Here is a 12,535-nt window from a genome sequence, read left to right as displayed (position 1 = left end):
CGCGCCGCGCCGCCCGGCGGCGGGACCGGCGCCATGCCCCGCGCCCTGCGGCAGCGCCCGGCGCACCGTCTCGACGTCGAGCACGTCGCCCGTGGCCATGGCCGCCGCCCGCTCCAGCACGTTGCGCAATTCGCGCACATTGCCCGGCCAGTCGTGGTAGCGCAGCAGGTCGACGGCGCCGGGGTCGATCTCGCGGTGCCGCGGGTCGCCGGCGCGCACGATCTGCTCGAGCAGCGTCTCGCACAGCACCGGGATATCCTCGCGCCGCTCGCGCAGCGGCGGCACGTGGATGGTCAAGACCGCGATGCGGTAGAACAGGTCGGCGCGGAAGTGGCGCTCGGCGATGCGCGCCTCGAGGTCCTGCGAGGTGGCCGCGATGATGCGCACGTCGACCTTGCGCAGCGTGTTGGAGCCGAGCGCCTCGATCTCGCCCTCCTGCAACACGCGCAGGAACTTGGCCTGGATGGAAAGCGGCATGTCGCCGATCTCGTCGAGGAACAGCGTGCCGCCATGGGCGAGCGCGAACTTGCCCGGCCGCGGCTTGCGGTCGGCGCCGGTATAGGCGCCCGGCGCGACGCCGAAGAACTCGGCCTCGAGCAGCGCCTCGGGCACCGCCGCCATGTTCACGGCGACGAAGGGGCCGTCGGCGCGGTCGGATTGCTGGTGGATGGCGTGGGCCAGCAGTTCCTTGCCGGTGCCCGTCTCGCCCAGGATCAGCGTCGGCGCGTCCCTCAGCGCGAAGCGGCGCACCTGCGCCTTGAGCTCGCGCACCTGGTCGGAGACGCCGACGAAGTTCGACAGCGAGTACTTGGCCGAGCGCTCGCGCGTCAGCGCCGCCTGCACGCGGGTGAGCTGCTTGCGCAGGCTCTCGAACTTTTCGAGGATGGGCGCGAGGTAGTCCACGCGGTCGTAGAAGACGAAGCCGATGGCGCCCTCGACGCGGCCCGCGTCGTCCTTGAGCGGCACGCGGCAGACGACGAACTGGCGCTCATCGAACTCCATGATGTCGAGCAGGATCGGCCGGCCCGTCTCCACCACCCGGCGCATCTGCGAATGCGGGATCACCTCCTCGACCGGCAGCCCGATCGGATCGAACCCCGGCGCCAGCTTGAGCAGGTCGCGGTAGCGCGCGTCCATCCAGGTGATGCGCACCCTGGCGTCGACGATGACCGCACCCTCGAAGAAGTTGCGCAGCAGGCTGAAGGCGTTGACCGCCTGCTCGATGCTGGCCAGCCCGGCCAGCGGCGGCGCTGCGATCTCCCGTTCCGATTTAAGCATCGCCGGCCTCCGCGCTTCCCTGCCCCGGGCCGCTGCCGCGCCCCGCGGGCGGCGACTATACCAGCGCCCCGCGGCCGCGACCACGGGGGAGGCATCCGTCCGCCAGAACCGCTGGCGCTGCGGCCGCGCCGGACCACACACCCATCTCCTCTACGACACGGGTGTCCGACTCTCCGTCATAAAGATCGGCGAGGTAAAGTTTGACGGCAGATCTCACGTCCGCATCGCGCATGAGAACTCAATCGCTGGGCTCGTTCCGGCACAGGCGCCGCCGCGGGCACCGGATCGCCCTCTCCCCTCGTGGGAGAGGGTGCCCGAAGGGCGGGTGAGGGGGTGGGCGTGCCGCGCCGCCTCAGGCCGCCGCCTCTTCTTCCGTCTTCCGCGGCGTCGCGGTGAACACGAAGACGTCGTTCTCGATGCCGATCGCGAGCTCCATGTCGGTCATGCGCGCGAGGATCCCCGTGTAGAAGGGCTGGATGCCGCGGGCGTCGACGCCGCCCTCGGGATTGCCCTTGAGCAGGTCCTCGGCGCCGGCCGGCATCAGCGTCTTCTGCCGCTTCTCGGGGTCGCTTCTGGCCGTGAAGCGGAACGCCTCGGCGCCGGCCGGGCCCTCCACCGCCGCCGTCACCACGCCGCCGCGCGGCACCGCCTGGCTGGCGATCAGCAGCATGTTCATGAGCAGCTTGGCCTTGTGCTTGGGCAAGAGGATCAGCGGCACCTGCCAGTCGAGGTCGGCCTTCTCGATCTCGAACAGCAGCCGCGCCACGCGCTCGCACTCGCGCGTGTCGAAATCGGTGCCGGCGGTCGAGGAGGCGCCGTAGGCGAGGCGCGCGAACTCGAGCTTGGCGCGGGCGTGGCGGGCGGAATTGGCGATCAGCTCCTGCGCCCCTTCGGCCATCGCCCCCTGCGTCGGGTCGGCCAGCACCTCCAGCCCGTTGCCGATGGCGCCGACCGGATTGATGAGGTCGTGGCACACGCGCGAGCACAGCATTGCGGCGAGGTCCGTCGCCTTGAGCTCGATGATTTCGGCCATGAAAGTGGTCTCCGACGAATCAATTCCGGCTAGATTAGCCGCAAGACCAGCCGATCCCTAGGGGGCGGGGGCGGCCGGCGACACGGACGGGCCGGCCAGCGTTAGTGCGAAGCCCTGCCAGTTGGCCTCGGCCCGGGCTGCCGCCCGCGCCGGGCTGGCGAGGAAGGCTTCGCGGTTGGCCGTCGAATAGAACAGGTAGAGCCGCATGCCCTCGATGGCGTACAGGCCGGGCCGGCCCTCCGACAAATAGCCGCGGGCGAGGCTCATGGCGCAGTGGCCGCCGAACTGCGGCGCGTAGATGTCGGGGGCCCGCATGAACGCGTCGCGATTGGCGGCGGAGGCGAAGTACCACGGCACCCCGCCCCACTCGTAGACGTAATCGGGCGTGCCGGGCAGCGGGGCCGGTTCGGTGAAGTAGCTGACCGGGTCGTAGCCCTCGATCGCGACGCCGGTGAGCGGGTCGGCAACGATGGCGGTCACCAGCGTCGCGGCCACCGCCGGCGCCACGCCGCCGGCCACGGCGGCTAGCCCCAGCACCAGCATGGTTAAGATTTGTTTACGGATTTGCCGCATCATCGCCGTCATGACTGCCTAGATTCCCGGCAGGCGAACCAGGCCGAAGCCTAGCCCGATCATGGTGAGCGCTTCGTAAATGGCCCGCACCCGCGGAACCGCCCGCCCACAGGGAGTACCGAATGCTCAAACGCGTCATCGCCACCGTCCTGCTCCTCGTCGGCTTCGCCGGCCTGCCCGGGGCGGCCCTGGCCCAGGCGGGCTCGGTCAGCGACACCTTCTCGGGTGAGGAACTGATCGATACCGGCCACGAGTTCTTCGGCTCGGTGGCGCAGGGCCTGGCGTCGCTGGTCGAGCGCGCCGTGAGCGAGTTCGGCCTGCCCAACGCCTACATCCTGGGCGAGGAGGCGGGCGGCGCCATCTTCGCCGGCGCCCGCTACGGCGAGGGCACCATGTATACCCGCAACCAGGGCGAGCACCCGGTGTTCTGGCAGGGCCCCAGCATCGGGCTCGACGTCGGCGGCGACGGCTCCAAGGTGATGATGCTGGTCTACAATCTCGCTTCGACCGCGGCCATCTACGGGCGCTATCCCGGCGTCGACGGCTCCGCCTACGTCGTCGGCGGGCTCGGCATGACGGTGATGAAGTACCACGACGTGGTGCTGGTGCCGATCCGCTCCGGCGTCGGCCTGCGCGCCGGGCTCAATGTCGGCTACCTCAAGTTCACCCAGGAACCGACCTGGAACCCGTTCTGAGCGTTCTGTCCGCCGTTCATCGGCGCGGCCAAATCGTGCCCGCGGGCCCGCTGGTGCCGTGACCACGGCGCCCCGATCCGCTAGACTGGGCCGTCCGGTCGGCGCCGCCGACCCGCGGCCGAGTTCGGCGGAGTAGTGCCATGGTCGTTGAAAACATTATGTATTTCGTGCTCGGGGCGCTGCTGGCGGGGCTCGCGGCGCTGATCGTGATGCCGGCCGTGTGGAAGCGGGCCGTGCGCCTCACCAAAAAGCGGATCGAGGCCGCCACCCCCATCACCATGGCCGAATTCCGCGCCGACAAGGACCAGCTGCGCGCCGAATTCGCGTTGTCTACCCGGCGCCTCGAGATGAATGTCGAGGCCCTGCGGCGGCGCCTCGCCGACCAGTTGCGCGACATCAACCGCAAGAAATCCGAGCTCGGCGGCATCAAGGGCGAGCGCGACAATCACCTGCAGGTGGTGCGCGAACTCGAGGAGCGCGAAGCCGAGCTGCGCCGCCGCGTGCTCGAACTCGAGAAGGAGGGCGCCGACCTCGCGCAGCGCCTGCGCATGCGCGACCGCGAGTTCGCCGACAAGGTGACCCAGCTCGAGGAGGCGCGCGCGCTCATCCGCGACAAGGCCCCGCGCGGCTTCGACGTCGACGGCAAGACCCTCTCGGGCGACTACAACCGCGACGTCGACGACCTGCTCGAAAGGCTCGAGATCGAACGCCGGCGCGCGAGTTTCCTCGAGACGCAGAATCGGACCCTCATCGCTCAGCTCGAAGCGGCGGACCGGCGCTCCGTCGAGGCCGCTGCCGAGGCGGCCGAACTCAGGGACTCGGTGGCCCGCCAGCAGGACGCCGAGACGGCCATCAACGGCGAGTTGATCGAGGCCGAAGCCCGCATCGCCGACGCCGAGAACCGCGTCAACACCTTGCTCGAGGAGACGGCGAAGATCGTCGAGATCGGCGAGCAGCGGCAGGGCCAGCTGCTCGCCGAGAAGCTCTCGCTCGAGGATGAACTCGAGGCTTTGCGCCGCAAGGTGGCCACCGTCGAGGCCACCATCATGGCCGATTGGGACACCGAGCGCCTCGAGCAGTCGCACCTGCGCGAGCGCCTCAACGACATCGCCTCCGACGTCAGCCGCCTCGTCTATGCCGTGGACGGCCACGGCCTTCCGGACAGCGAGGAGAGCCTGTTCGACCGGGTGCAGCGCTACGCCGACGACGGCACCGCGCTCGACGAATTCCCCGTCAGCGGCGCCCTCGCGGCGCAGCACTCAGGCGCAGCCGCGGGCGAGCGCGCCGTCTCCGACCGCCTGCAGGCGATCAAGCAGATCCACGAGGGCGACTGAGCCTTCCGCCTACTCGCTCACCACCGGGATTTCGCGGATCATCTCGCCGGTCCTGCCGTCGAAGATGCGCACGCTGGTCATCGGGCCGGCCTTGAAGGTGACGGTGAGCTGTCCCCCCGCGGCGACGGCGGAGATGATCTCGGCGCCCGCCGGGATCTTCAGCGAGGCAATGACGTAGTCGGCGCCGCTCGGGCTCCCCCCGCCCTGCGAGGCACGATAGACAAGGACCCCGCCGATGGCGATAAAGCCGGCCAGCAGCAACCCGATCGACACCAGGAACGAGCGGCGCGCGCGCGCGAGCAGCGCCTTCGTGTCGGGCGACAGCTCCGGGGTTTCGGCGGCAGTGTGAGGATCGCTCATGCAGGACTTTTCCGGTGAGGACATCGAGTGGGAGATCGCGGTGGATACCGATGCGGCCGGCGGGCGCCTCGATGCCGTGCTCGCCCGCGCGGTCCCCGCCTTGTCGCGCAGCCGCATCAAGGACCTGATACTGGCAGGCGCCGTGGCGATCAATGGCCAAACGCGGACCGAGCCCAAATACCGGCTCAAGGCCGGCGAAATCGTCTCGCTCGCCGCCCCCGCCCCGATCGAGGCCGCCCCCCGGCCCGAGGCCATCCCGCTCGATATCCTCTACGAGGACAAGCACCTGATCGTGATCAACAAGCCGGTCGGCATGGTCGTCCATCCCGCTCCCGGCAGTCCCGCGGGCACGCTGGTCAACGCCCTGCTGCACCATTGCGGGGACAGCCTCGCCGGCATCGGCGGCGTCTGCCGGCCGGGCATCGTGCACCGGCTCGACAAGGATACCTCCGGCGTCCTTGTCGTGGCCAAGACCGAGCAGGCACACAACCACCTCGCCGCCCAGTTCGCCGACCACGGCCGCACCGGCCCGCTCCACCGCGCCTATCTCGCCTGGGTCTGGGGCCGGACGCAGCAGGCCCGCGGCACCGTCGACGCGCCGCTGGGGCGCGATCCCAACAACCGGCTGAAGCAGGCGGTGCGCGCCGACGGGCGGGTGGCGATCACCCATTATGCCGTGGAGCAGCGGTTCGGCGGCGAGGGCTGGAGCATCACGCGGCTGCGCTGCGAGCTCGAAACCGGCCGCACCCATCAAATTCGCGTGCATCTGGCGCATATCGGGCACCCGCTGGTCGCCGACACGGTCTATGCGCCGGGCTTCGCCACCAAGGCCAACCGCCTGCCCGAGGCCCCGAAAGCCGCGGTTCTGGCCCTTGGCCGGCAGGCCCTGCACGCCGCCGAGCTCGGTTTCGAGCACCCCGTGACCGGCGAGACGATGCACTTTGCCGCACCGCTCCCGCCCGATCTCGTGGAACTCGAGGCGGCCCTCGCGCCTTATGATCTGGCGCGGGCCGAAGACCGCGCCCCGGAATGAGTCGGCACCGCCGTCGCAGCGCGGCAGGTGACGTCTTATCATCGCCCGAATTGGACCTATATTAGACGCGTGCCTGCCTGTGCCATGCGACAGGGAGGGTAGTCCCGCCGCTTGCGGGGGAACGAAGGGGGTGCTTCATGGCCCAGACCAATTTGCCGATACTTTCCGCCGAGGGCGGACTCTCGCGCTACCTGCAGGAAATCCGCAAGTTCCCGATGCTGGAACCGGACGAGGAATTCATGCTCGCCAAGCGCTACAAGGAGCATGGCGACCCCGGCGCCGCGCAGAAACTCATCACTTCCCATCTGCGCCTCGTGGCCAAGATCGCCATGGGCTATCGCGGCTACGGCCTGCCCATCTCGGAGGTCATCTCCGAGGGCAATGTCGGCCTCATGCACGCGGTCAAGCGCTTCGAGCCCGACAAGGGCTTCCGTCTCGCCACCTATGCGATGTGGTGGATTCGCGCCGCCATCCAGGAATACGTGCTGCGCTCGTGGTCGCTGGTCAAGATCGGCACCACCGCCGCGCAGAAGCGGCTGTTCTTCAATCTGCGCAAGATCAAGGGACAGATCGCCGCGCTCGATGACGGCAATCTCCACCCCGACCAGATCAAGCAGATCGCGACGACGCTGTCGGTGAGCGAGCAGGACGTCGTTTCGATGAACCAGCGCCTGACTGGCGACGCCTCCCTCAACGCGCCCATGCGGGCGGACGAGGGCACGTCGGAATGGCAGGACTGGCTGGTGGACGACACGCCCGACCAGGAAACCACGCTCGGCAATTCGCAGGAGTACAATGAACGCATGGCGCTGCTCGGCAACGCCATGGAGGATTTGAACGAGCGCGAGAAAGCCATCTTCCAGGCCCGCCGGCTCCGCGACGAACCGGCCACCCTCGAGGAACTGGCGCAGGAATACAAGGTCAGCCGCGAACGCATCCGCCAGATCGAGGTGCGCGCCTTCGAGAAGGTGCAGGATGCCGTGCAGCAGGCGGCCCGTACCAGGCAGCGCGAGCGCGAACAGGCCTAGCTGGCGGGCGCCGCGTGCGCCTGCCTCACTGGCGTCGCGCCCCTGCCATCAGCGTCTCGATCAGCGCCATCAGATGCTGGCGCCCGACGATCAGCAGGTACGGCGCGTGGATGCCCTCCTCCGGCACGATGGTGAACGGCCCCTGCGTCGCCTGGTTGGACGCGCCGCTTCTCACGCCGGGAGCGAGGTGAACCGCGTCGAGCGGGTATTTGAGGCCCTCCGAACGCCAGAAGGTGACCGGCGCCAGCGGGTGGATCGAGACGCGTTCGCCATAGCCTACCCGGAACGAGAACGCCTGCGTCAGCCCGAGGGCGATATCCTCGGTATCGACCAGGATGATCCTGCGCCGTTCGGCGTAACGCGCCACCGCGTCGAGCGCCGCCAGCGTGTGATCGAAGCGCGAGCCGGTCATCCCCAGCGCCACGGTCACCGGCGCCCGCGTCGAGTACAGGGCCTTTTCGAAGTCCGTGGTTTCCTGCTCGCTGATCTGCATGAGGCGGGTCTTGCCCAGCCAGCGCGCCGGATCGCGCAGCGAATCGAAGTCGCCGATGATGGCTTCGGGCTTGAGCCCGGCTGCCACGATCTGGTCGGCGCCGCCGTCGGCGCCCACGATCCGGGCCCCCGACGCATACAGTTCGCGCAGCAGGTCCGCGTCGACGCTGCCGCCCCCGACGATCACCAGCACGTCGTCGAAGGTCGCGACCGCCGGCGGCTGCGGCTGTACTTGCATGGTGCCCAAACTCTGCTATGTGTCGGGCGTCTCGCTGGGGTGTTCCGGAGGTTTCCGGAACTGAGAGTCACCCATTGAACCTGAACCAGGTCATGCTGGCGGAGGAAGTTCGAGATGGCAAGGGCTTGCACGCCCCGACCATTGACACATTCCCCTCACACATGGCCGCAACCTTGGGGGATGACCGATGGTCACGTTTGCCCGCTTCGCGCTTGCGGCTCTACTCGGCCTTGCCGCCCTGCCGGCCGGCGCCGAGGAAGTACCGATCCTGCGCATCTACGCCTATGACAGCTTCGCCTCGGAATGGGGGCCCGGGCCGGCCCTGAAGGCGGGCTTCGAGAAGCAGTGCACCTGCGTGGTGGAGTTCACCACCACCGAGGACGCCATCTCCACCCTGCGCAAGGTGCAGCTTGAAGGCCAGGCCAGCCGCGCCGACATCGTGCTGGGCCTCGACACCGCCATTGCCGGCGAGGCCCGCGCCACCGGGCTGTTCGCCCCCCACGGACTCGATCTGTCCGGGCTGGCGCTGCCCGCCCCGTGGACCGACCCGGACTTCGTGCCGTTCGATTATGGCTACTTCGCCTATGTCTACAACAAGGAGAAGCTGCCCAACCCGCCCCGCTCCTTCGAGGACCTGATCGCGCTGCCGGCGAGCTTCAAGATCGTCATCCAGGATCCGCGCTCCTCGACGCCGGGGCTGGGCAACGTGCTGTGGGTGCGGGCCGCCTATGGCGACCGGGCCCCCGAGATCTGGAGGGGTCTCAAGCCGCACATCCTCACCGTCACGCGCGGCTGGTCCGAGGCCTATGGCCTGTTCCTCGACGGCGAAGCCGACATGGTGCTCTCCTACACCACCTCGCCGGTTTATCACGCCGTCGCCGAGGGCGACCACCGCTTCGCCTTCGCCCCGTTCGAGGAGGGACACCTGGCCCAGGTCGAGGTGGCCGGCATCCTCAAGGGCTCGCAGAAGCCCGAACTGGCCCGGCAGTTCCTCGCCTACCTGACTTCGGTCGACGCCCAGAAGGTCATCCCCACCACCAACTGGATGTACCCCGTCATCGACCTCGGCCCCGACTTGCCGCCCGAATTCGGCGAGCAGCCCAAGCCGCAGAAACTGCTCTCGATTCCCGAAAGCGACATCACGGCGATGAGCCGGACGTGGATCGATGAAGCGCTCCAGGCGCTCCAATAGCCCGCTGCCGCCACGCCCGCTCCGGCTTCTCGGGGGCACGGGCGTGGCGGCGGCCATCGCCGGACTCGTCGTCCTCGTCCTGTGGTCGATCGCGGCCGCCGCCTCGGCCGAGCCGGCTGCCGCGCGCACGCCGGTCGATGTCCGCCACCTGCTCGCCATGACGACGATCCAGGCCGGCCTCACCACCGTGCTGTCGCTGCTCGTGGGCACGGCGCTGGCCTGGGCGCTCAACCGCCTGCGCTTCCCCGGCCGCGACCTGGCCGTCGGCCTGTTCGCCTCGGCCATCGTCACCCCCGGCATCGTGGTCGCCTTCGGCCTCCTCGCCGTGTGGGGGCGGTCCGGCTGGGTCAACGCCGCCTGGCAGGCGCTGTTCGGCGCCCCGCTCGACGTCCCCATCTTCGGGCTCGGCGGCATCCTTGCCGCCCACGTCCTCCTCGACGGCGCCTTTGCCGCAAGGGTATTGCTAGGCCGGCTCGACGCCATCCCGATGGCGCGGCTCAAGACCGGCCAGAGCCTGGCGCTGACGCCCTGGACCCGCTTTGCCGTCCTCGACTGGCCGGCCATCCGCGGCAGCCTGCCAGGCCTTGCCGCCATCATCTTCCTCCTGGCCTTCACCAGTTTCCCGATCGTGCTGCTGCTCGGCGGGGGACCGGCCAACCAGACCCTGGAAGTCGCCATCTACTCCGCCGTCCGCCTCGATTTCGACCTCAATGCCGCCGTCCTGCTGGCGCTGGTGCAGATCGGCGCCTGCTCCCTGGTCGTTCTCGCCGCGGCCGGCTTCGGTCACGTGCCGGCAAGCCTCGGCCCGGTGCGCCAGCAACGCTGGTCGGACCGGGGCTGGGCGCAACTGGCGCAATGGGTCGTGCTGGGGCTCGGCGTGCTCGGCTTCGCCCTGCCGCTCGCCGCCATTCTCGTCGACGGCTTCGGCACCGGACTGGGCGCGCTGCTGCAGCGGCCCACCTTCTGGCGCTCGGCGGCGGCGAGCCTCGTCATCGCCTCCCTGTCGGCGGCGCTGACGCTGCTCCTCGCCCTCGCCCTGGGCCTCGGCCGGGCGGCGAGCGCCAACCCCGTCTTCCGCACCGGCATCGGCGTGCCGTCCTACGCCTATCTCGCCACCCCCGCCGTCGTGTTGGCGCTGGGTATCTTCCTGTTCGTGCGCAATTCCGGGATCAGTCCCGACGCCGCCGCGCCCGTGGTGGTGGTCATCGCCAACGCCCTGCTGGCGCTGCCGTTCGCGGTCGCCACGCTGGGGCCGCCGCTCGACGCCATCGCGCTGAGCCGCGGCCGGGTGATCCGCTCGCTCGCCCTGGGCGGCTGGCGCCAGTTCAGCGATGTGGAATGGCCGCTGGTCGGCCGCGACGCCGGGCTCGTGGTGGCGCTCGCCTTCTGCTTCTCGCTCGGCGATCTCGGGGTCATCGCGCTGTTCGGCACGCAGGATTTCGCCACCCTGCCGCTGCTGATGGTGCGCTCGCTCGGTGCCTACCGCACCAACGATGCCGCCGCCATCGCCGCCATCATGCTCAGCCTCACCATCCTCGCCTTCGTCGCCATCCCCCGCCTGTTCGGAGCCATCGCCCATGCTCGTGCTTGAGGACCTGGCCTATGCGCATCCGGTCATGTGGGGCAACTACAGCTTCACCATGACCGCCGCCCCCGGCGAGGTCACCGCCGTCAGCGGCCCGAGCGGTTCCGGCAAGTCGACATTGCTCGATCTCATCGCCGGTTTCCTCGAGCCGACCGGCGGCCGCCTGACCCTCGATGGCGTCGACCTGCTGCCGCTGCCCCCTGAAACGCGCCCGGTGTCGATCCTGTTTCAGTCCGAAAGCCTGTTCGAGCACCTCGGCGCCGCCCACAACATCGCCCTCGGCCTGCCGCCCGGCACGCCCCGCGCCGAGGTGGCGCGCAAGGTAGCGACGGCGCTCGACGAAGTCGGCCTGCCCGGCGTCGGCAACCAGCGCGCCGATACCCTGTCCGGCGGGCAGAAGCAGCGCGTCGCGCTGGCGCGCACGCTCTTGCGCAACCGGCCGGTGCTGCTGCTCGATGAACCGTTCTCCGCCCTCGATGACGACAGCCGGGCGGCGACCCGCACGCTCGTCCGCTCGCTGACCGAGGCGCATCGCTGGATCACCGTCCTCGTCAGCCACCACCAGGACGACATCGCCGCGCTGGCGGCGCGGCACTACCGCATCTCCAGCGGCCGCCTGCTACTGGCTTGACGCCGTCCGGCCCCAGGCCTCGAATACGTCCTTGAACATGGCCTCGGCCTCGGCATCTTTCTCGAGCGTGATGATCGCGCGCTTGCCGGTCGCATAGATGATGGCGAGGTCCATCCACTTGCGGGTGGTGAGCAGGTTGTTGTTGGCGCTGCTGTCTTCCGGCGAGGCGCTGAGCGCGAACAGGAAGGAGTTGCCGACGACGCGGGCGGAGGCACCTACCAGCGGCGCCCCCTGCACCAGTTCCTCGTTCTTGAGCAAGACCCCGGGCAGGCCGGCGACGGAGCCGCCGATGAAGCCGTCGGAAACGCGGAAATTGATCTCCATCAGGTGGCTGGCGGGCAGGCTCGGATCGGAATTCTTGCGGATCAGCACGTCGACCCCGAGATTGCGCGCGGGGATGTTGGCCTTGCCGATCAGCGTCGGCAGACCGGTCTCGTCGGTGCCCTTCGACCAGTCGACCGTGCCCGAGAACGGCACGGCCCCGGTGGTGCCGTTGTCGGACGCCTCCAGCAGCAGCGACTGGCTGCCGGCGATATTGGCCGGATCGATGGCGGCCACCGCCGCCTCCGCGCTGCCGGCGGCCGCGCCATTGGCGGCGACCCCGAGCCGCTCCTCGGTCTTGCCCGGCTCGCCCACCGGGGCGAGCGCCAGCGGCTCGCTGCCGGTCAGTGCCGGCTCCGGCGTCAGCCGCTCCTCGGCCTTGAGTTCGCTCGCCGGCACGGCCGTCTCGGCCGGTGCGGCGGTATTGCCCGGGCCCGTCGCCGGCGCGGCCGCCTCGGCAACGGCGACCGGCTGCGGCGCGGCCTCGGGGGATGCCTCCTCGGCCGCCGGAGCGCTCGAGAACATCGAGGCGACGTCGATATAGCCCTGGCTCACCGCCCAATAGCCGGCGCCGCCGGCGCCGACGAGCAATACGGCGAAGACGATGAGGAAGATGGTGATGGCCCCCATGCCGCCCCGGTCGGACTCGGGTCGGGCCCGCGGGAAGCCAGCCTCCGGGAAGGCCTCGCGGCCGCCGCGTCCCCGGCGCGCCGGTCGCTCCTCGCGCTCCGGCTTGGCGGGC

Annotated in this window: 12 protein-coding genes, 1 pseudogene and 1 riboswitch; of the genes and pseudogenes, 7 read left to right on the top strand and 6 right to left on the bottom strand. The window is 69.8% G+C overall.

Features of this window, described 5'->3' with window-relative positions:
• The 3 genes from VGD93_RS03325 to VGD93_RS03315 all read right to left on the bottom strand — a co-directional run.
• On the bottom strand, positions 1 to 1,278 hold a 1,278-nt coding region (locus tag VGD93_RS03325; protein WP_395009169.1), incomplete at its 3' end, for a sigma-54 interaction domain-containing protein.
• A gap of 352 nt (positions 1,279 to 1,630) precedes the next feature.
• Positions 1,631 to 2,311, bottom strand: coding sequence for a histidine phosphotransferase ChpT (gene chpT, locus VGD93_RS03320; RefSeq protein WP_395009167.1), 681 nt, complete (start codon positions 2,309 to 2,311; stop codon positions 1,631 to 1,633).
• Positions 2,312 to 2,368: 57 nt separating this feature from the next.
• Positions 2,369 to 2,854: a YHS domain-containing (seleno)protein gene (locus VGD93_RS03315; protein WP_395009165.1), complete on the bottom strand. Its 486-nt coding sequence runs from the start codon at positions 2,852 to 2,854 to the stop codon at positions 2,369 to 2,371.
• A 152-nt stretch (positions 2,855 to 3,006) separates the two neighbouring features.
• Here VGD93_RS03315 and VGD93_RS03310 point away from each other — a divergent pair, with 152 nt between their 5' ends.
• Complete coding sequence (locus VGD93_RS03310; protein WP_395009163.1) at positions 3,007 to 3,579, top strand: DUF1134 domain-containing protein; 573 nt, start codon at positions 3,007 to 3,009, stop codon at positions 3,577 to 3,579.
• 140 nt (positions 3,580 to 3,719) lie between these two features.
• Positions 3,720 to 4,913 (top strand): hypothetical protein, encoded by a 1,194-nt coding sequence (locus VGD93_RS03305; RefSeq protein WP_395009161.1) that lies wholly within the window; start codon positions 3,720 to 3,722, stop codon positions 4,911 to 4,913.
• A 9-nt stretch (positions 4,914 to 4,922) separates the two neighbouring features.
• Here the strand turns inward: VGD93_RS03305 and VGD93_RS03300 are convergent, their stop codons facing one another.
• Positions 4,923 to 5,273, bottom strand: a complete 351-nt coding sequence (locus VGD93_RS03300) for a hypothetical protein (RefSeq protein WP_395009159.1) — start codon at positions 5,271 to 5,273, stop codon at positions 4,923 to 4,925.
• On the opposite strand from VGD93_RS03300, the gene VGD93_RS03295 reads away from it, so the two are divergent.
• Positions 5,272 to 6,306, top strand: coding sequence for an RluA family pseudouridine synthase (locus VGD93_RS03295; RefSeq protein ID WP_395009157.1), 1,035 nt, complete (start codon positions 5,272 to 5,274; stop codon positions 6,304 to 6,306). The two genes, VGD93_RS03300 and VGD93_RS03295, sit on opposite strands and share 2 nt — an antisense overlap.
• A 137-nt stretch (positions 6,307 to 6,443) precedes the next feature.
• Entirely contained in the window at positions 6,444 to 7,334 is an 891-nt protein-coding gene (rpoH, locus tag VGD93_RS03290) for an RNA polymerase sigma factor RpoH (protein ID WP_395009155.1), read from the top strand.
• Positions 7,335 to 7,359: 25 nt separating this feature from the next.
• Here rpoH and VGD93_RS03285 read toward each other — a convergent pair whose 3' ends face one another.
• Positions 7,360 to 8,064 carry a thiamine diphosphokinase gene (locus tag VGD93_RS03285; protein ID WP_395009153.1) on the bottom strand — a complete coding sequence of 235 codons (705 nt, stop codon included), beginning with the start codon at positions 8,062 to 8,064 and terminating at the stop codon, positions 7,360 to 7,362.
• 25 nt (positions 8,065 to 8,089) lie between these two features.
• Positions 8,090 to 8,190, top strand: a riboswitch (TPP riboswitch).
• Between the two features lie 61 nt (positions 8,191 to 8,251).
• On the opposite strand from VGD93_RS03285, the gene thiB reads away from it, so the two are divergent.
• From thiB to VGD93_RS03270, 3 genes are read left to right on the top strand one after another with little or no spacing between them, the layout of a single operon-like run.
• Positions 8,252 to 9,256: a thiamine ABC transporter substrate binding subunit gene (gene thiB / locus VGD93_RS03280; RefSeq protein WP_395009151.1), complete on the top strand. Its 1,005-nt coding sequence runs from the start codon at positions 8,252 to 8,254 to the stop codon at positions 9,254 to 9,256.
• Positions 9,231 to 10,847 (top strand): hypothetical protein, encoded by a 1,617-nt coding sequence (locus VGD93_RS03275; RefSeq protein ID WP_395009149.1) that lies wholly within the window; start codon positions 9,231 to 9,233, stop codon positions 10,845 to 10,847. Before thiB ends, VGD93_RS03275 begins: the two co-directional genes overlap by 26 nt.
• On the top strand, positions 10,834 to 11,472 hold the full coding sequence (locus VGD93_RS03270; protein WP_395009147.1) for an ATP-binding cassette domain-containing protein: 639 nt from the start codon (positions 10,834 to 10,836) through the stop codon (positions 11,470 to 11,472). Before VGD93_RS03275 ends, VGD93_RS03270 begins: the two co-directional genes overlap by 14 nt.
• Here VGD93_RS03270 and VGD93_RS03265 read toward each other — a convergent pair.
• A pseudogene (locus VGD93_RS03265) lies at positions 11,461 to 12,535 on the bottom strand (hypothetical protein); the annotation flags it as partial. The gene VGD93_RS03270 and the pseudogene VGD93_RS03265 overlap by 12 nt on opposite strands.

The organism is Devosia sp. (assembly GCF_036406155.1).
Taxonomy (GTDB): domain Bacteria; phylum Pseudomonadota; class Alphaproteobacteria; order Rhizobiales; family Devosiaceae; genus Devosia_A.
The sequence above is the reverse complement of the archived record's forward strand: the minus strand, read 5'-3'. Positions and strand labels throughout refer to the sequence as shown.

Excerpts from the sequence above, each read along its gene's own strand:
- chpT (WP_395009167.1), bottom strand. The coding sequence starts at position 2,311 with ATGGCCGAAATCATCGAGCTCAAGGCGACGGACCTCGCCGCAATGCTG.
- VGD93_RS03275 (WP_395009149.1), top strand. The coding sequence starts at position 9,231 with ATGAAGCGCTCCAGGCGCTCCAATAGCCCGCTGCCGCCACGCCCGCTC.
- VGD93_RS03315 (WP_395009165.1), bottom strand. The coding sequence starts at position 2,854 with ATGCTGGTGCTGGGGCTAGCCGCCGTGGCCGGCGGCGTGGCGCCGGCG.
- thiB (WP_395009151.1), top strand. The coding sequence starts at position 8,252 with ATGGTCACGTTTGCCCGCTTCGCGCTTGCGGCTCTACTCGGCCTTGCC.
- VGD93_RS03300 (WP_395009159.1), bottom strand. The coding sequence starts at position 5,273 with ATGAGCGATCCTCACACTGCCGCCGAAACCCCGGAGCTGTCGCCCGAC.
- rpoH (WP_395009155.1), top strand. The coding sequence starts at position 6,444 with ATGGCCCAGACCAATTTGCCGATACTTTCCGCCGAGGGCGGACTCTCG.
- VGD93_RS03310 (WP_395009163.1), top strand. The coding sequence starts at position 3,007 with ATGCTCAAACGCGTCATCGCCACCGTCCTGCTCCTCGTCGGCTTCGCC.
- VGD93_RS03305 (WP_395009161.1), top strand. The coding sequence starts at position 3,720 with ATGGTCGTTGAAAACATTATGTATTTCGTGCTCGGGGCGCTGCTGGCG.
- VGD93_RS03285 (WP_395009153.1), bottom strand. The coding sequence starts at position 8,064 with ATGCAAGTACAGCCGCAGCCGCCGGCGGTCGCGACCTTCGACGACGTG.
- VGD93_RS03295 (WP_395009157.1), top strand. The coding sequence starts at position 5,272 with ATGCAGGACTTTTCCGGTGAGGACATCGAGTGGGAGATCGCGGTGGAT.
- VGD93_RS03270 (WP_395009147.1), top strand. The coding sequence starts at position 10,834 with ATGCTCGTGCTTGAGGACCTGGCCTATGCGCATCCGGTCATGTGGGGC.